This is a genomic window from Vibrio crassostreae, assembly GCF_024347415.1.
In the GTDB taxonomy this organism is placed as follows: domain Bacteria; phylum Pseudomonadota; class Gammaproteobacteria; order Enterobacterales; family Vibrionaceae; genus Vibrio; species Vibrio crassostreae.
Window position 1 is genome coordinate 23383 of the sequence record NZ_AP025479.1, and the last position, 18989, is coordinate 42371.

Annotated in this window: 14 protein-coding genes; 1 reads left to right on the forward strand and 13 read right to left on the reverse strand. The window is 48.0% G+C overall.

Translation table 11 applies throughout. The features are described 5' to 3' along the window. Positions 1–195 precede the first annotated feature (195 nt). On the reverse strand, positions 196–2301 hold the full coding sequence (traD, locus tag OC193_RS25470) for a type IV conjugative transfer system coupling protein TraD (RefSeq protein WP_261978817.1): 2106 nt from the start codon (positions 2299–2301) through the stop codon (positions 196–198). Between the two features lie 343 nt (positions 2302–2644). Here traD and OC193_RS25475 point away from each other — a divergent pair, with 343 nt between their 5' ends. After that, positions 2645–2917 carry a helix-turn-helix domain-containing protein gene (locus tag OC193_RS25475; protein ID WP_048661586.1) on the forward strand — a complete coding sequence of 91 codons (273 nt, stop codon included), beginning with the start codon at positions 2645–2647 and terminating at the stop codon, positions 2915–2917. Positions 2918–3575: 658 nt separating this feature from the next. Here OC193_RS25475 and uilS read toward each other — a convergent pair. The 12 genes from uilS to traC all read right to left on the reverse strand — a co-directional run bounded on the left by uilS (position 3576) and on the right by traC (position 18966). Further along, the gene (gene uilS, locus OC193_RS25480; protein ID WP_053083666.1) at positions 3576–4445 is read right to left on the reverse strand and encodes a UilS family quorum-quenching N-acyl-homoserine lactonase; all 870 of its coding nucleotides are present in this window, start codon (positions 4443–4445) and stop codon (positions 3576–3578) included. A gap of 645 nt (positions 4446–5090) precedes the next feature. Further along, positions 5091–5624, reverse strand: a complete 534-nt coding sequence (locus tag OC193_RS25485) for a hypothetical protein (RefSeq protein WP_055318727.1) — start codon at positions 5622–5624, stop codon at positions 5091–5093. Positions 5625–5707: 83 nt separating this feature from the next. Next, entirely contained in the window at positions 5708–8527 is a 2820-nt protein-coding gene (gene traG, locus OC193_RS25490; protein ID WP_055318726.1) for a conjugal transfer mating-pair stabilization protein TraG, read from the reverse strand. A 3-nt stretch (positions 8528–8530) separates the two neighbouring features. Continuing rightward, positions 8531–9937, reverse strand: coding sequence for a conjugal transfer protein TraH (locus OC193_RS25495; RefSeq protein WP_048661582.1), 1407 nt, complete (start codon positions 9935–9937; stop codon positions 8531–8533). After that, positions 9934–10347: a type-F conjugative transfer system pilin assembly thiol-disulfide isomerase TrbB gene (gene trbB / locus OC193_RS25500; RefSeq protein WP_048661583.1), complete on the reverse strand. Its 414-nt coding sequence runs from the start codon at positions 10345–10347 to the stop codon at positions 9934–9936. The genes OC193_RS25495 and trbB overlap by 4 nt, the downstream gene beginning before the upstream one ends. A gap of 75 nt (positions 10348–10422) precedes the next feature. Continuing rightward, entirely contained in the window at positions 10423–11208 is a 786-nt protein-coding gene (traF, locus tag OC193_RS25505; RefSeq protein ID WP_080967743.1) for a type-F conjugative transfer system pilin assembly protein TraF, read from the reverse strand. Positions 11209–11235: 27 nt separating this feature from the next. Further along, entirely contained in the window at positions 11236–11544 is a 309-nt protein-coding gene (locus OC193_RS25510) for a hypothetical protein (RefSeq protein WP_048661585.1), read from the reverse strand. Positions 11545–11833: 289 nt separating this feature from the next. Next, a complete protein-coding gene (gene traN / locus OC193_RS25515) occupies positions 11834–13561 on the reverse strand; it encodes a type-F conjugative transfer system mating-pair stabilization protein TraN (RefSeq protein WP_055318725.1) in 1728 nt (575 codons plus the stop codon). Positions 13562–13597: 36 nt separating this feature from the next. Then, positions 13598–14311 carry a type-F conjugative transfer system pilin assembly protein TrbC gene (gene trbC, locus OC193_RS25520; RefSeq protein ID WP_048667239.1) on the reverse strand — a complete coding sequence of 238 codons (714 nt, stop codon included), beginning with the start codon at positions 14309–14311 and terminating at the stop codon, positions 13598–13600. 253 nt (positions 14312–14564) lie between these two features. Beyond that, positions 14565–15575, reverse strand: coding sequence for a conjugal transfer pilus assembly protein TraU (traU, locus tag OC193_RS25525; protein ID WP_048666356.1), 1011 nt, complete (start codon positions 15573–15575; stop codon positions 14565–14567). A 159-nt stretch (positions 15576–15734) separates the two neighbouring features. Continuing rightward, positions 15735–16466, reverse strand: a complete 732-nt coding sequence (gene traW, locus OC193_RS25530; protein WP_080967974.1) for a type-F conjugative transfer system protein TraW — start codon at positions 16464–16466, stop codon at positions 15735–15737. Then, on the reverse strand, positions 16417–18966 hold the full coding sequence (gene traC, locus OC193_RS25535) for a type IV secretion system protein TraC (RefSeq protein ID WP_048669621.1): 2550 nt from the start codon (positions 18964–18966) through the stop codon (positions 16417–16419). The genes traW and traC overlap by 50 nt, the downstream gene beginning before the upstream one ends. Positions 18967–18989 lie beyond the last annotated feature (23 nt).

Below are 18989 nucleotides of genomic sequence, written 5' to 3' on the forward strand. Positions count from 1 at the left end.
CAGGCAGTTGATGTGCTTTAGGGATAGGTTGGTTGTAAGGGTATTTCATTTGCAGTCCGTATTGGGTTTTAGGGTTCATAATTACTTTCCATTGTTGAGGTGATTAACATCTTTGTTTAAATGCCCTCGACACCTAGTTTTTGATAAGTTGACCATTTAAGAGGGGATTTAAGTTCCTTAAAGCGCAATGGCTATTTATTCTACCATTTCTCCAGAGTCCATCTCGATATCTTGAGATATCGCCGACTCTTCAAGCTCTTGTTGCGCGCGCTCTTGATGGTCATTGTCTGATTTGAGCTTTTCCGACTCCTTGCTGGCTAACGCTTTGACTGTCTCACTTCGTTGTGCTTGTTGGATTTGGTCGGTTTCCAGCTTCATCTCTTCCGGCGTTTCAAATTGCTTGGCTTGGATTTCTGTGAGTGCGTTACGCTCTTCTTCGTTGAGGAGCATACCTGGGGCGACACACTCAAAGTAAATCGCTTTTTGATACGCCTTGGTCATGGCGGGCGATGGGGTGTAATCACGCTTAATAAAGGCCGGTGTCACATCTCGCATCTTATCAAAGTGCAAATCCAGTTGAGTGATAAAGCTGCTTCCTGGTACGCGAAGGTAACATTGCAAATCATCCATGGCTTGTATTTCACTGCTAGAGACAACAGGGCGGGTGACGGTTTGGTGACCAATCGATACCCCGTCACGCAACGCATTTGCACCGTAAGAAATGTGCTCTCTTGACACGTCCACCTCTTGCTCACCTAAATCTTTTGACGAGATTTGCGCCATTTGCGCGGAGGGGGCACGAAAGTAAAAACGGGAGTTGAGTAAGTCAAAAATGACGTCCGCGGTGTTTTTGCCGTAGGTTTTCACGAGCTGAGCATAAGACTGGAGACCAATCACATAACAGCCTCCAAACTTACGCACTTCGGCAATGATGGTGTCAAGCTCAGGCAGTTTATGCAGACTTGGCATTTCATCCATAATCACCCAGATACGGCGATCTTCATCGTCTTTGAGTCCCAAGATAGCGTTAGAAGCAATGGCAAGCCAAGTCGAAATCAAAGGACGCAGAGAGGCGTGTTGCTGCGCGTTACTGGATAAGAACAAAAAGCCTTTTTGTTTATCGTCTTGCACCCAATCGGTGATAGAAAACGGTTTGCGTTTGGGCTTTCCTTTCGCGTCTTTGTCATCCAATCCATCCAAAAATCGTAGGCTCTTGATGTAGGTGGCGAGCACCGACTTAATGGAGATGGCCGTCTTTTTGATGTCTTTCGAGACCAGGGATGCAGACTCTGTGCCTTGCAGGAAATTACCCAGGGTTTCAAGTTCAGACGTGAGTATCAGACTGAGCAGCCTTGCGGTCGAGCAGGGCTTGTCATCTTGGCTCATGCGATACGCCGCACTCGAAAAAATAGTCCGAGCGGAATCCACCCAGAACGGATCGCCTTCGCCATGTTGCGGGATAAGTGCGCTGGCTATATTTTCAAAGTCAGGGGCTTCTTTCGCATCACACCACACATCCCAATTGGCGCAGCGTTCATCGAAGGGATTGAGTAAGGTGTCTTGGGTAGGGTCAAATAACTTACTGGTAAAGGTGCAGCCTTTATCATAAATAATGGCTTTATCTCCACGTTTACGTATCCAGCGTAATAGTTTACGAAGCATGACGGATTTACCTGCCCCTGTGGTGCCGTCGATGAGCATATGTTGAACTTCAAACTCATGTTTAAATAAGGCCTGCCCATCCACTTTGAAATCAGAAATCCGTCCGTTTCCTACGCCCTGTTTTTTGAGTTTCTTTGCCCGTTTTTTTAAATCGTTAGTGAGCACTTTGGGCTCTGCGTATTGAAAGCCTCGGACGTGAAAATCTTCACTTTGTTTTTCGCCTTGTCGTTTAAAGAAAGTCATGGCGAGCATTAAGATGGTGAAAGCAATACCGATGCCAATCAAAAAGTTGATTTGTATTTGGCGTATCACGTTATCGTAGAGATTGATGAGTTGGGTGTTGTCCAGTTGGGAAGCGAGCGTGCCAATGTAGCGTTTCCCGCTCCAGAAAGTCGTGACTTCGCTGTTAAGATCGTGTCCAAGGCTGGCATAGATATGATTGCGCCAATAATAGAACACAGACCAAAAGGCGTTATCGGGCGTGCGTAGCCAGGTAAGAACGCCAGTGAGCGCTATCACCGACCAAATGGCGGCGTAGACTAAGGTATTGTTGACTTGAAAGAACATCCGAATGGAGTGAAAAGTAATTTGTCCGCCACGGGTAAAGTGGTTGCCGGACGCGCGTTTAGGTCTAGGCATCGTGGTTCCTTGAGAGTGAAATGGAGTACTTTTTAGATAATTACCTGCGTATGCAGATAAGCTGGCCAACAATTGAACGGTTGTTGGCTAATGGTATTGCTGTGCAGGGCTCTGAGTAATAAAGATGGTGAGCTTTATGCTGATGGTGGGTATCACCGGAAAGTGATTGGTCGAGTGTTTTTAGAAACGAATGGCTTTGAGCCTTTTATTAAAAATGTCCTCGTTGCTTATTGCGCAGGGCGGTGATCCATCGTATTCGTATTTTCCCGCGTCGCCTGATTTCAAGGCGATTTCATGGTAAATTTGTCAGAATGATAAAGTTCCTTAATGACCTCCAACTTATATGAATGACCAACTAACCCCAATCAACAAAGACCATTTAAAAAAGCTTATCCGAGCAGAACTGGAACCGACATGGTTTGATAAACAATCAGTTAGCCCTGATATGTCTTGGGTGACTCCTGCTGTGTTTGAAATATTGTTTACTGAGTTGATAACTCATACGCGCGGTAATCAGTCTAAGGCTGCTAGGATTTTAGGGATTAACAGAGGTAATTTCACCAAAAAATTAAACCAGCTCACAACTCGTGAATTTGGATCGGATGAGAGCTTATAAGTATGTATCAGCTTATTGGTACACTGGCGAGGGTGCAGAGATTAACTAACCACCACGACCCCTCAAGAAATCAATGGCAGTTGCTCTAATTCTCGCTTCTAGAATAACAGGCGGTAATTTACTCAGATTGCAAAAAGCCACCACTGGGCTCTGTTAGAAGTTAATGAATCGAACCGACCATTAGTGACACGTAAAATTCGAGATTTGTGGTTCAATACAGAGCCATGCTCTCGGAAAGTCGTTTTTGTCCCGATCCGAACCTGAAAACCCGGAATCGTAAGAAGGTTTTGTCGAGTAGACGACACTTGTTACCAAGTGCCACGGGTAAAAATTCAGCCTGTGAAGGTTTTGGACAATTATCAGTTTGGGAAATAGCACATTAGCAAAACATGAATAACTAGCGGTATGGCAAAGTTGTTGTGAAGTACTAGTGCGATGAGTAAAATCGCACTAGCAAAAAGTAATATTAGTTAGGTTCGCACTAAGTGCCTTTATGGTAAACCGACCACCTACGCACAACGGGGGTATGGAAAATGTAATCAACAGCTGTTGAGTTCACGGTCTGAAACTAAAATCCCAGCGTGCGACCCTGTAAATTAACTCTTCGACTTGATCTAAAAGTACAGATTCCTCACTCATAAGGCCGCTATTGGCGACCTTATAAATACTTATCGAACCAATTTAGTTCTTGCTTGACTACAGATTCAAAGAACTCACCACTGTACACCTGATAGTGGGTTGCACCTTGCTCAATATGTAACTGTTTAGGTTCATTAGCATGCTCGAATAACTTTTTCGACTCACTAACTGGATTCACTCCATCTTCACCGGCTGCCACTACTAGCAAGGGTTTATTTAGTAACGCTAGTGCGTTAAGTGGTTTGTGATTCATAGTTTCCCACACAGTTAAGAATGGGATTTTGATATTTAAAGCTGGGAAGTCATCTTTAAAATGATTAAAAAACTCTACAGATTGAGGGTCACCTAATACTTTAGCGATTGGCACCATCACCTCTTTGCCAGTCTTCGCCTTCTTATCGCGCATGCGCTCTAACGTGCTAACAAATTTTCCTTTCTCTTCTACGTTCATTTCTCCGGTAATAACGGACTCACCATCAGCAAAAGTTAACTGAACTACTACACATTGCACCTTCGGGTTGAGGCTTGCTGCAATAATTGAGTTCGCGCCACCAAAAGAAGTCCCCCAAAGTCCAATACGGCTCGCATCAATATTTTGCTGAGTAGATACCCATTCGATTGCAGCGTTGATATCTTCAATTTGTAACGTAGGAACTAAACGACCAGGTTCCCCCTCGCTTTCTCCAAACCCACGGTAATCAAAGGTAAGCGCCGCGTATCCTTGATCAGCAAATCGTTCAGCATAAGCAGGAAGTAGTAACTCTTTCACACCACAAAAACCGTGACACAAAATGATGATTGGATATTGTGTTTGTGGTTTATTTTTTGGCAAGTAAAGGTGAGCGGAAATAGACACCCCTTGAGAAGGGAATTTAACATGTTGATACATTTATATGTTCTCTTTGTATTGGAGTTTATATGTTATCTAAACATTCTTTATACACTAATTACTTTAACGATCTGTTCTGACCAATGTATTAAGCCCTTGTTCTTATCGTAAACATCAAGGCACCTAAAACCTTGGGGAAAATCATGAGTGGTAAATTCGCAAGTTTACTATCAAAAACAGCCCTCAGAGCACCTCAAAGGCTCTTAGCGAAGATTTGGGGCACTTTTAAAGGTGATTCCACTTCCATAACGCTTGGAAAGTTTGCGATGCTTTCAGAGCAATTTAAAGGGTAAAAATCAGCGAGTTCATTTGAGTCAAGAACTGCACTCTGACACCCATTTTTACGTACTTTGTGAGTTTTAGTGTCAGATTAGTTATATTAGGTCAAAATTAATCCAGCAGATAGCGCCGTCGTTTTGGTGAAAGCAATAATGGGGCAATTTCGTTCTAGAAATGGCAGCGTACCGATGCGAGCGCTGCCATTTTAAGAGGACACTTTATTGGGTTGAAAGAAACGTTTTGGCGCCCAAACAGCGGCCAAAGAATACCCAGTCTAGAATAGAGATATTTAACCCGTTCCTATTCTCTCGTACTGGCTTTTGACCTGGAATAACCTTCACTCTCGATGGATACCTTATGCCGAGATTAATATTTCCAGCCGTTAATTTGTAAGGCTTTTGGGATAGGGCTGTAGCAAGGGTATTCGGTTTGTAAGCCGTAGTTAATGACAGTTGCCGTGTCTACACTAAAAGCTGCTGCATAATTTCCTTGTCTAAAACCTTCTGGATCGATTTTTGCCGTTTTATCTAACACCTTCCAGATGAGCTCTACAATAAACTCAGGGTGACGCCTTGGGTCGAGTGCCATGGTGTCGCGCATACAGAACCAGCTTCCACCACCTAGGCGTTTTTGATTATAGGCATTGTCAAAATACGCCGTATGCAAACCTTGCAAGTAGGCGTTTAAGCGTATGGACTCTACGGTGTCCGTTTCATCTATGTGCTGCAAGAAGTAGGGCAGTTTGGTGATGTCTGCCATATCTTTCTTATCTATGTTCATCAGTGTGGGGCTATTGTACTGCTCATGTATCTCGCTCAGCAGTTGAGTGAGCTCAGGAGAGCGGGGTTGAGCTTGCACGCTCGCACAGGTAAGTAGCAGTAATGGTAAGACAGTTTTCATGGTCACTCTCCCTTTAGAACCCTGTTCATAATACCAGCACCTAGGTGGTGCATAAAGTTCTATTTTATGCACCGAGCTCAATATTATGCTTTCGGTTTTTTTGTGTATATTGGCGCTGATGGATAGGCTTGGTCGGAGGTGACGTATTCCGTCCTTTCGGGTGGAGTGACCTCCTCTTCGACTTGCGACGCGATGGTCAGTTTAATCATCGGCTCAGGTTTGCTGATGGGTTTCTGCGCCTCCTCTTGTTGATACCTCACTTCATCGGTGACACCATCAAAGCGCTCTTGATTAAACAGTCCGCCCGTTTCATTGTTGTGCAGCATAGCCGTGCGGGTAGCAGCCACGGTATCGACGGTACTCCCCCATTCTTTCTCCATCGTGTTGTTTTGCTCCGGTGAGAGGGTAAGTGGCCCTGTCGGTGTGGTGGCTTGGTGCGCTTGGTTCATCTTGCCTACAATTTTTGCCGCGTCACCATCTAACCCTGCCATGGAGGCGAACGCTTCAGTGCGTGTGAACTTTTGCCAGCGTTCTTTCGCCTCGGCAATGTCTTCCGGTTGATGGGCGGTCATCAGGCGTTGGACGTCTGGTTGGTCTAATTTAGCTGTCGTTTCCAAGTAATTCTGGAAGCCTTGAATCGCGTTGGCTGTAAAGCTGGCACTGCCAGAGTCTAGGCGGGTTTGAGTATTCGATAGGGCATTCAAGTCCGATTGGCTTTGCATCACGCTAGCACCAAGAGACTTGGTGTTGCTGGCGTTAATCGCAAAATCATGCGCAAACTGCTCAACCGACGTTCGGGTGTCTTTATTATCCACCTGCATACCGGCACTGGTCACGGCATTGGCCCCTTCGGTGTATTGTTTCGTGGCTTGCTCAAGCTGCTGCTTTTGCTCGGTATTCATCTTGCTGTAAGCCGTACGTTCATCATCAGACCATTTCACACCACCACTGACCCCTAAATTGAAGGGCGATGCCCCTTTGCCTTTACCTGTTCCTAGGCCGCCCTCGAAGCCGCCATAGACACTTTGCAGGTAAGCTTTTGATTGGTCTTTCGTCCAACCCGTTTGTTGAATCACGCTGTCAACCGCTGTTTGCATGTCGTTCATGCCTTCGCTGACTTGAGTATTAAAGCCACTGGTATTGCCTTCACCGTAAGCCAGGTTTTTACTCACACTATCATGCCAGCGGTCGCTCAGCGCAGCGCCTCCTTGGATAGTTTGACCCAGTTGGGTGCTATTTTGCTCTAGGTTTTGCGCTGTGTGACTACGGGCATTCGCCACACTCTCTTGCAGCATACTTTGCGTGTTGGCGCTGAGGTTACCGCGACTGGTGGTTTGTGAGCTGTCGTAGGTGGTGCGCCCATCTCCGTGTTGTGTGGTCACCGAGCCGTCTGGGTTTTGGGTGTAGGTGTGGCCCTGGTTGGTTAGGGTATTTGTATCAAACTTATTGGCATGCGTGTTGTTCATGCTGTGGTTGTCAATCTGCATACTGCCAAAATCCAGATTACCCGTGGAAGCAGCAGCACTGGCTCTAGCATTGGTCGAGTTAATCATGCTCGATAGCTGATAGTTCATGCTCGACATGACTTCTTGACCGCCTTTTAAAATCCCTTTGGCTATCATAGGGACGCCTATCATCAAGATACCGGTCATCCAAGCAAAGCGACTGTGAAGCTCATCCGCGGTATTCGCGTTGGAGAGCACCAGCCCTCCGAACTTCCCCGAGACATCCGTAGACAGAGACTCCAGCCCCCAAAGCTGAAAGCCGTTGATGATGGTAAACAAGGCTGGCCAGGTGGCCAAAAAGGCAAACGTCCCAAAATAGTTTTTGAGCACCATCATGGTTAAGCCAGGAATGACTGCCGCCCCGGCAACAAAGAAGCCTAGGCAAGCAAAAAGCATAAACATCATGGTATGGAGCATCGGCAAGTATTCTCTTGCCATCAAGCCTAATGACGCCCACATCGAAGTGGTTTGCAGTTTGTTGGTGGTATAGGCGTAATTGAGCGCGGCTTGCGTTGGGTCTAGGCTATCAAGGTTATAGCGCAGCTCGTTCATCAACATATTTTGTTTGATGGTGTTGGACGCGCTGGTACTGATGGCAAAAAATTTGTTGTAGCTGCGCTGCAACGATTGCACCACTTGGGGTTTATAACGGTCCGCGTCTTTGCCAAGCAGTTGATGCGCTAACAAACTCATGTTTTTATCTGCGGCATCATTAAAGCGCTGCTTGATGAGTGGGTAGGCTTCTTCGCACCGCTTGTAGGTGCTTTGACCGCCCCCTTCATCAAGAAAAAGGGCGCGCAGTGGGCTTTGCCTAACGCCGTCTAGAAAGGCAAAAATATCAGGCGCGGCAAAGAGTTCATCCCAGGTGTATTTCCCGTTGATTCTCACATCCCCAATCATGCAGTTATGAAAGTAGTCTCGCCAGAGCTTTTGTAGCGCCAACTCATTGATTCTGGATTGTCTTGAGAGCTGATAAAGCTCAGAGCCAAACAGCATCCCAGTCCGACCATAACGCTCATCGTCAGAGGTGGTGAAAATGCCTTCCACGCCTTCGGCCATCCCCACCATGATAGAAGAGAAAAAGTAAGTAGGCACGGCCACGAGGTAAGGGACATTATCCACCTTGTAAGCCTTACCCGGTTGCGTCTTATCGATGATAAGCATGTCGGCTTTCATATTGATTAGAAACAGGGGCACAGCAAAGAACACCACCATCCATTTGATGAGGTCTTTGGGATTCCGTGACAGCATGAAGATAAACAAACTGGTAACAAGCCCCAGCATCATGCACATCTGTAAGTAATCCCCAAAGGTATTGGTTCTAAAAAAAGTGGCCAGCGCATTAAAGGCTTTGTTGACCACTTCGCCGGAAGTGTAAGTGTAATATTCGAGTATCATAGGTCAGTTCCCATAAGCTTGCGCAGGTTTGGTGGTCGTGCTGATTTCATTTGTGCTTTGCAGCGCGGTTTTTCTCTGCGAATCAATCAGTTGATTGCGTTTGTTGAGCGCTTCAATGGCTTTATCGGCAAGCCCCGCGGTAAAGCGTTTGGCGTTATCGATATCACGAGTGATGAGGGCGATGTCATCCTGGCTGTTGTTGGTGTTGGCTAAGGATTGGCTGGCAACATTTAACATGCTCACGAGGTACTGATTAAGCAGCTCCACCGCTATCATTCGCGAGTAGTTGCTGGTATCGGGGGGTTGCTTGGCGGATAAGTCGTCAATAAAGAACTTGAGTACCGGCGTTTGAATCAGCTCCAGAAAGCCCTCTTGTTGACGCGTGAGTCTTTGGTCGGTGGCTATCTTTTGCAGTATCGAGTCCAGTTGTTTGCGTATCTGGTTTTGAATCCCGTTGGCTTGAGTGATGGAGAGGTTATTGCGCTTGGTAATGGTAATGCACGCATCAGGGGCTGTTTTGCGACACTGATAAACGTCAGACTTGCCCCCTTCGAGCAAGACATTGACCAGATTGTTGTTGTCGGTCAAAAGGCTAGGGTAGTAACGCGGGTTGCCGTCTTTGTCGTACACGTAAGTGCCTGACAAGCTCATCATAAATTGCGCTAGATTTTTGTCGGAGGACAAAAAAGCGTTATTCATGATCGCAGACCAGACCACGTTGTGATGGGTTTGGGTCATATCTTTTAGCGCTGGATCCTTTTTGGCGTTCGCTAATTGACCGGCCGCTTTGCCTCCTGCGCCACATTCCTGCTGACCTTGCACCCAATCCGAGAAGGCATTGTTTTGTGTGCCGAGGGCCGCGCAGACGTGCTTTTTGGTGGCGGGCAAAGCAAAGGCGGCCAGTCCACCGATGGACGCTTGCGCGGCTTCACAAGAGTTCACCGATTGATTGAGATATTTGTCGAGCCTGGCTTGGAGATTATCCAGGTTTTGTTTGAGCTGCGGCGCCCAGGTTTGCAGGGCTAAATTGACAATAAAAGGAGGAGCATTATGAATAATCGCTTTGCCCAGTTTCACCAGTTGGTCTGAGCTGATGTGTGAAAATCCTCCCATAAACATATCAATGCCAGAGCATCCCGTACTGATTGAAGGGACCGTGACGCTGACCAATTGTGCATCGACAATTTGATTACGCACAAACAAACTGCCACCGGTGTAGTAGTTGGCCGACTGCCCTTGGTAAGCCGTTGGGTTTGAGACGTTGGCGTTATACCCTGAGTTATCAAAAAAACGCGCCAGTGAGTGGTTGGTGTCGGCGTGGCTAGCGCTTGATAAGCTGATAAGAACGAAAGGAATAACTCGCTTATGCACCGAAACGGTGGATAAGTGGTGGAAAAGTGATCGCTTCATTGCAGCGCCTCCTGCACACGCGGATCGTTAAGGGCGTTCTGAATGCTATGAGCCAGCGTGCTTTCTGGGACGTCTCCAATGCTCAGACGTGAGAATTTACGGCTGTTGACGTTCATTAAAAAGGTCGCAGGCATGACCGTTTTCCTCTGGCCTGGAAAAAAGGTTTTGCCTATCTCTGGTGTGACAGGAATAGGGACCTCAAACCCTAGAATGCCTGGACCATCAACAGAGAAGGCGTAAACCGGTAATTGAAATCGTTCGCCAAGGCGAGTGATTTTAGGAGCTGTCTTATGGCAGTACGGGCAGGTGCTTTCAAAAAAGAACACCAGGGCATATTGGTTTTGCATAGCAGCATGTGCGGTGGTTGCATGAATCAAAAAAGCCAGCACAAGGGTACGAAAAAATGGCATAGCGCCTCCTGACGTTTTAGGAAGAAATAAAAGAGAGTGAACATCCTTTAAGAGAGCGGCATGGACGAAGTTGCTTTAAAAATCCGATTGCTCAAAATTGGTGGCGACGTTGTAAAAGCGTCCAATTAAATCATTTTGGCTTATCCAGCCGTACGCCAGTGGCTTCATCTCTCCAGTGCTTGGCTGCACCAAAATTAAGGCGGGCGTAAAAGGCACCGAGACTTTGCCTTGATTGTGGCGGTTTTCTTTGAGGTGAGTGATGAAGGTTCCGTCATTACTGATCCCAAGGAGCTCAAAATGGTATCGGTCAGCAAACGCTTGAATGGATGGGGCGAGTTGCTGGCTCAGTGTATCTTCCCCGTCATAGACAAAGAAAAAGCCCCATCCGTCTTGCTTCATATTTTCAACCGCCGCGGTTTTCTTTTTCTCCTCTAACTCTAAATACACCTGTCTTGCTGCTTGCTCGGTCGGATGGTCTTTGGTGTAAGAAAACTCCGGTCTTTCGAGCAGCAGCGCTTTAAAGGTCATGCCCAATTGGTCGGTTTGGTCCGTGATAAAATGATTTAACGCTAAAAATTTCGCGAGCTTGTCTTTATCTTTGGGATGAAGGGCGGCGTCGTTTTGCGCCTCAATATGCACGGAGTGAAACCAGTCCATCTGTTCGGTGGCCGATAAGGTTTTAGGGCTTGATACGGTGGTTTGCGTGTTGCTTGGTAGCGGCTTAGGTTTGGGTTTGTCGGGCCTTGCCTTAGGCTCGTTGTACCATCGCCACCCTAGAGGGGTTTCATGAGCCAGAGTGGGTGGGAGGTGGGCAAGCAGCGTTAGGGTAATGACGCAAAGCAGTGTTTTATTCATCATCATAGACCTTGGTTAAGTGAGATAAAGCGATTATGAGGTTAAACACTTGGGTCTTTCGCGTAAGTGGCGCATCTGCTGTGGGGATGGATTGCGCAACGTGAGTAAGTATTGAAGGTATTTATCGTGCAGCAAAGCGTGGTGTTTCGACCAGATGCCTTGCTCACTGCTAAAGTAGTGGGTCTGCTTCTCAATGTTCTCTATCAGCTCTCGATATTCATCCAGCCTTTTCGTGATGTCGGGATAGCGGTCAAGCTGTTTGATGTGTATCACGTCACTTGGAATGAGTCGTAAAAGCGTCAAGGTGTCGAGCAAAAAAGTTTGAAAGGGTTTGATAAACATAACGATGTCCTTCCTGGTCATTGAGGTGTGTATGTTAAATAGGATTAAAGGGACGAAAAATACAAAAAGTTACACACTATCGTATTGCTGCAGCTTTCGAAATTGGGCGTTTAATGAATAGGGATATTTATACCGCAGAGGCTCTTATGAAAAAACAACTATAGGGGAGTGAAGCAAAGCTGTGAAAGTTTGAGGCGGAGGCGCTGGGTGAAGGTGAGTCAGCAGCGCCAGGGTAATGACACCAAGCAGTGTTTTTTCATCATCATAGACCTTGGTTCAGTCGAGGTGGTTATCCGCCCGTGGCACTTTGAAGTCGTTTCTTGATTTCATCAAAGTTGGGGAGGTTGGTGTTGGCTCGCATTTCTGGGTAGAACTCTTTAAAATCAATGTGCTTAAAGTTGATTTGACCCAGTTCTTCGGGAGTAATGGCGGCGCAGGTGGGATTTTTTGCACTGCCTAACCGTTTACCCAGTTGCTGAATAGAGCCTTGCTCTTGAATGATTTTGGCTAGCTTGTTGTCGTAAACGCAGTAACTGCGCTTTTTACGTGTGCAGACACCCAGCACTTTCTTGGCGCAGTATTGCCCCACGTACAGGGTTAAGCCTTTCTCTTTGGCTTTCCCCAACGCTTCTTCCGCTTCGCTGCATTTCGCTCCCAATCCTTGCCCCCATCCTGAGTCTTTACAACAATCGTTAAAACCCGCGAGTTTCTTATTGCACTTCATCGGTTTACCCGTGAATATTTTGGGTGGGTCTCCGATGTCTTTCACGGCTTCGGCAAGCCCTGCTAAGGCCGCAACGGACTTATCAAAATGGCTGTTCAGTTTGGGCGCCTCCACGTAGCACTCTCCGTCAAGACAGAAGGAGTGCTCACCACATTGCAGGTCAGTGGCTCGGCATGTCTTCTCAGCACAGCTCTTTGTGACCTCTTGCTCAATGCACACCCCATTTTGCTTAAGGCGGCAATGTTGAGTTTGAGTCGTACAGTCTTTCGGAAGAGCTGCGCAGGTATCCGGTCGGTCACACTGATGGTTGACCCGATATTTCCAGCAATCGAGCGTGGTCGGAATACCATTAATGGTGCGGGTGGCTCGACCTTCAATGCATTGCTGATGAGTGACATTGCACGAGTTCATCAGGCTGCATTGTGTTCGCCAGGTCATGGTGTTCTTGATGCAGTTCCCGCCGGATAAGGTGAACCCGTTTGAGCAGCTTAGCGTGGCTTTTTTCGTTTGTGTGGTGGGTCGACAAATCTGGTAGCGTTTATACCAGGATTCGCTACCTTTCCAGGTAATGTGGTCGGCCTGTTTTAAATCGCCAAGCGTGTAGCCTTGGTTGGGAGAGACAACCTTCCCATCCCAGAAATACGTGGTATCTGACCCTGAAAACACTCTTGTTCCCCCCGTTTGCCTCACGTAATTGTGATTATCGTGTCGGCATTGTGAGAGAGGGCGTTGGCAATTATCCCCTTGCTTTGTCCAGCCCGTAGGGCAGCGGTAGGTGACATGGCCAGTAACCACGGTGGCAACGGGGACTTTTGTACAAGGCACATTGTTATTCGTTGGACGATGACACTGTTTAGGAATGTGTTCGATAAGGCACTGGGAGCCGCTATCACAATCCACATAGGCATTTGAGAGGCCGTGAGTGATTTCAAAAGCATTCTCTTGGCCAAGTAAGGCGAAGCGCATCGCCGGATCGCTTTTAACATCGGGGCGCCCTTTATTGAAATGGGTGTTGATGTCTTGAGCCCATTCATTGGTCATAAATTCTGTCCCTTTTTGTGCATTGATCTCACTGTCTGACAGTGTGGATTCTTTTGGACTGCGGATCTCTTTTCGACACGTGGCGTCTTTGCAATAGTCCTCGACATTGAGCGGAAGGGCATGAGGCGTGAGAGCTTGGTTTGCCGTTTTTTTCGCCCAATGAGCGCTCTCGGTAAAGGTGTGTTGTTCGCTGGCAAGCGAGATATTGGATAAAAGACTGAGCGTGAGCGCAGTCCAAAGGTCAATGCGCATATAGAGCACCTCATCAAAAATTGGGGCGAGAGAGGGTTATTGGGAATAGAGCGTGCGCAGCAGCGGGTGAATGTTTTGCTGCGCATCCCCGGCAGCGAGGTAATCCAGAGCTTGGTAAAGTGAAATGTTGCCGTAAAGGATGTCGTAGTCACTGGCTTTGCAAGGCTGCTTAGGCAAGCAGCGGTTTTGTTTGACCGAAACAAAGGCCGGTACGTGGTGAATATCAAATTGCTTAAACCAATCGGGGCTGATGGAAAAGCCGCTTTGAATGGGCGCCTTATTGGGTGAGCGTATCAAGGCCTCGATCCGCTTGACCGTGGCCGGAAAACCTTCGGGTAAGACACCGCGTATCACCAGTGGCACGCCTAAGTGTTCACTTTGCATCAGAAGCTGTTTTAGCGCGGTCTTGGGCATGGTGAGTGACACAAACACCATTACCCCTTTGGGGGCTTGATCAGGGTGGCGCGTGGGCTTTTGTCTTTCCAGTAAGGGGGAAAGAGTCTCTTCTTTGACCAAGTCTTGAACGTTGCGGCTGAGCGTCAGCGCTTCTTCTCGATAAGCCTGGGCTTTATTTTGTATGTCGTCAGTGGCCCCCGCCTTCGCCGCCTCCGGTTGTTGAGTCATTTTTTGCTCAAGCTTGGCAAAAGCTTTGAGCTCTTGCTCCGTGTAAGACTGGGTGGGTAACGCAATAAAAAAACACAGAAAAACAAGAGAGTGCCTAAAGGTGCTCTCAAAAGATGGCATGGTCATAGTAACCTCTTCATTATGGCCGCTGAAAGGGTGGGTAGAGGGTGTGAGCGTTTTGGCAGCTGATTGACTGCCCCTGACGAGCATTGAGAGCGCGACAAAACGAGAAGCAAAACTGCGAGAGCGGGAAACAGCAGTAAATGTGCTTGTTGTTGGCGAGGTCTGTTTTTAAAAAATCGGTAAGGGAGTCAGGGTGACTGGTAATGAATAGGTCAGTCTCATTTTTGTGGATAGGAATGGGCATCATCGCGTCACCTTATAAAAAGACACAGTTGCGCTTTCGCCATTGTACAAAACCAAAGTTATCCCCTGTGACCGGATTGTCATGGCCGGCTTCCCAGAGCGTGGTCGTGGTGGTGTACGGGTGACACCAGGCGGCATCGGGAATAGGCCCCGACATTTGATACCGATAACGAGATTTTGGCAAAATAGGATCGGGATATTGATAACAAATCGCGCCATCTTCGCCGCGCGTCTCCCAGATGATCCCTTGTCGATGCAGTTTGTAGTTAAGCTTTTGCATCAAGAGTGTCGCCGCCTGGATGGGCGTGTCTCGATAGTTGGTGGTGCCAGTAAGCGGATAGGCACTGCCCTGTGAGCCTAAACACCAAAATAACGCATCAATAGGTAAGGCTGCGTTAGTGGAGGTCAACATGGCTTCGGGCACACACGCAAGCTGAGCCACTAGGTTACCAAACAGTAACGCTTCGGGATTGAGAATGAGGGATAACTCATCGTCGTCCCAAAGTGGGTCAATTTCCGTCATGTAGGCAACATCAAACACATCTGTGGCCATGCAGGCGGTGGATTGCATCAGTTGCAGCCAATAAATGATGGGGTACTTATACCAATGGGCGTGATAAAAACCTCCGTCACTGCTGTCACTGTCACGAGCGGTCACGCGACCACCGATACGCTGAGTGTTGGCGCCTGACATTTGCACGCCCATGTTCACCATACAATAAGGGACGCGCGTGATATCGGTTAAGGCATAAGGCTCCCAATAGCCAATGTTGATGCCGATTTGCACAAAGATAGGCGGCGGTTTCGGGCAATAAGAGATAGGCATTGTGGGGTTATTGGTGTCTGGATATTTGGACGGCATGACCGTGGATGAGCCTATGGTCATCGGGAACAAACAATCCCAACAAATATCGGTAATGGGGTTAATAAAACGGCTTTTACACGCCGCACTGGCTGCTAGGGTTGATGGGGCAATAAAAACCAATAGGCAGCACAACAGTAAACGCAAGTGTCGTTGAGTCATGGTGAGGTCCTTTTTCCACGCAGAGCGTGGGACTCCTTTTGTCTCGACAACAGGCTTCGCCACATTATCGCAGCCAAAAGCGAGCTTGGTTAATAGAAAAAGAAGTGATATTGGAAGCATGATCAAGGGGAGGCGCGCACTTCTAAGGCCATTTTATTATCATTGCTCTACTTCCAAGGGCTGCAAACCCGATACGTTCACTTCATCGATGCGCCAGCGCGTGCCATCTTGATAGGCAATGGCCGGGACGTGAGTGATGTTAAGCGATTGGGTTAAGTGGCCTTGCTGCGCAAAATACATTCTTGCATCAAGTAAGGTCGCCATTTTATTCGGGCTGCCTCCCGTCAGCACCCACTTGATTGGCTTGGCGTTTTGATACTCGCTGGCGAACCTTCGTTGCTGCGCGTCTCTGGCATCAAAAAAGACCAACACCTTACTGAGCTCAAATAGAGGCAGAACGTCTTGACCGTCTACCTTTGGCCAAGTGCGGCTATCAAAGGGGTTCACTCTGGTGCCCGCTTTGGCAATCACGGCCCCCGTGGTGGGGGCGATGATGTCTTTAGGGAGAGTGATGCTTGGATCTACGTAAAAGGTGCGGGGATCGGTTGTGGTGGTTAAGCCTGCAACCGGCGGCGGGTTTTCAATGCTTTGCAGGGCGCGCTCCGTGAATTCGTTTTGCATGTCCGCCAGTTTCCCACTGGCCTCAAACTGCCTAAGCCTTTGGTCAATCCACTCCAGCATGTCGATTTCACCGATAGGGAAGACCGGGGCGACTTGCCCCAGCGCTTTCCCGTGAGCGTTAAAAGTGGCCATGCCTGCTGCGAGGATAAAAGGCAGCAAACTAAGTGCTTGCCCCAATGGCTTGATTAAAGGCGTCAATGTCTTTGCCATAAAAGTGCCTGGAGGTTTGCTCAATGGCGCGCTCCAGTGATTGGCCTTGTTTATAAAGATTTTCACAATACTCAAACTCCTTAGGCTCGGTTGAGAACATGGCGCGTTTCACCGGAGAGGCGAAAAAGCGGTGATAGGTGACATGGCCACCCGCTTTGATGCGCGCGCTGCTGTATCCTGCTTCAACAGACGGGGCGAAGCTTTTAATGATGCGCTGCTCAAACGGTGAGAAGGCATCCGGGTTTTGGAGCAGATACTTATCAAACCCTTCCCCTTGACGAAGAATGATGTGAATGTCTGAGTTGTTGTAGCAGGCTTTGGCTTCCTCGTTACTAAAGAAGTCTTCAATCCCTTGAGTCACCGTACAAAAAGCGCCGCCGAACTTACGGGCGGTGCGATAACCGGTGTTGATGAACTCCCTCGCTTGCTCGTTTGCCCCAGAGAGGAGGCTCCAGGCCTCTTCAATGATGCACAGCTTTGGGGTAGAGCGAGATCCAGCTAGGTACATCTGCTGGTTAATCGACACCATGAGAGCAAAAATCACGGGTCTGAGCACAGCAGGCGGGAACCCATCGAGTTCAAGCGTGGTGATTTCCACATTGGGGTCGAGCATGGATGGCTTGTTGAACACGTCTTTGTACATGCCATCTGTGCAGAACTTTTTCAGTTGCACCGCTATGTCTTTAATGCGTCGGTCGCTTTCTTCTCCAGCAATCTCAATCAAGGCGTCTCTGACATCATCCACCAAGACTTGATGACCTTTACGCTCCCATGCCGTCACTATCGCATCGCCTAAGACGCTTTGTTGAAACGCCGTCAGTGGTACGTAGGGTGACGCGATGGTGGCAAACAACGCCGTGATATTATCGAGCGCTTCCATCATGGGATCGACAGGTCTGCCGTCATCATCCACAAACTCAAACTCAGCACTTTGCATGGCGCCTAAATGCGTGAACGGGTTTAAGAAGATGTTGGCGTGGGTCATGTAGGTCCCCCCAAGGCTCAGGGTCAGCTTTTTATAGCTGGCTCCTTTATCGAGGATCCACACTTTACCGCCCATGGCGTAAACCGTTTCAGCGATTTCTTGGACTAGGAAGCTTTTCCCTGCGCCTGAGCCTCCCGTCAGGGCGATGTTTTGGTTATCACTGCCACAGGTGAAAGGGTTAAAGAACGAAATTTGTTGGCGCATAGTGGGCAGCAATACGCCACCTTTGAGCTGGCTAAAGTCCATGATGAGCGGAAAGAAATTCACCAGGTTAGAGCTCTTTAAGGTACGAACGCGCCCCGCTTTTTTACAATCGCCCCATAATCCTTCACTCATCATAAAAGGCAACGTGGAGAGCAGCGCTTGTGGCTGATTCATTTTCAGTGGAATGATGTCAAGGCCAGCATGGCTAAATGACTCCTTCGCCGCTTGGGTGTCTTTTTTCTGGTGGGCTTTATCGGTCATCAGCGAGACCGTGAGCACCATAGATGCAATGGTGAACTCTTTAGACAACAACCCTTTTTGCAAGGCTTTGCGCTCTTTGAGTTCATCTTCAGCCATGGGCGCGAGTATCGCCATTTGGCTGTTCACCGTCTTGGTTAAGTCTTTTATCTTGTTATCGTTATCCGCATTTTGCTTACCGGTTGGCTCATTGCGAAAACTCAAGGTAACGCGATGAGGGCAAGTGATGTTACGCGACACATTACGGATTGAAGAAAAGGCTTCTGGTAAAGCGTACAAGCGATAATCACCAGGCAATCGAGAAAGCCCTAAATGAACAAGGCGTGTGCGTACCTCTTCCCCTTGGTCATTGGTATGACGGGTGGCGATATGACCACGATGGGTTAACGCTTCGGTATCGGGAGATAACGCTTGCAGGTTCAAAGGTTCTAATGGGTTGTAGCTTTTTTCATTGGGTCTGTCTTGGCTTTTATCAAAGTTTAAGGTATCACCGACGCTGGTCAACAGTCCCTCAGGCGTGACGGGCAGTAAATCAAAACCAAGCTGCGCCAGCCCCGTTTCTAGAGTCATTCTCGCATCAAGCAGCTCTTGTGGGTCTTTTTCCGTGGTGGAGACAAAAAAGAATGCGTCGTAGTCGCGCAAATCAAAGCGATTGTTTTTTTGCCTATGTAGAAACCCGTGTTGCGCCGCGTAGTGGGCGTAAATGGCGTCATCGTTGGCCATTTTCTGACAGATACCGCCCCGCTGACTGAGAAGGGCTTGGTTCCCTTCGAGATAGTGCGCCACTCGGTTGTGACCAAAAAGCTGCACTTGATAATCCCATTTATCCCCTGCGGGTAAATCCCCCATAAGGTGGCTTAACGACTGAATTAAATCGTCGTTAGCGCCCCCAAGGAGACTGATTTTAAAACCAAAACCGCGAGAGTGAGTATTGTCGAACACCTGCTCAATGGGATCGTAGTCTCGATACGGCAGTTCATGGTGAAGGTGGTTTTGGGCTTGCTTGGCCTCTTGAAATAAGGCGGATAAGCCACTGCGTGAGGAGGAAAACATGGGGGATCCCTTTTTCTATTTTA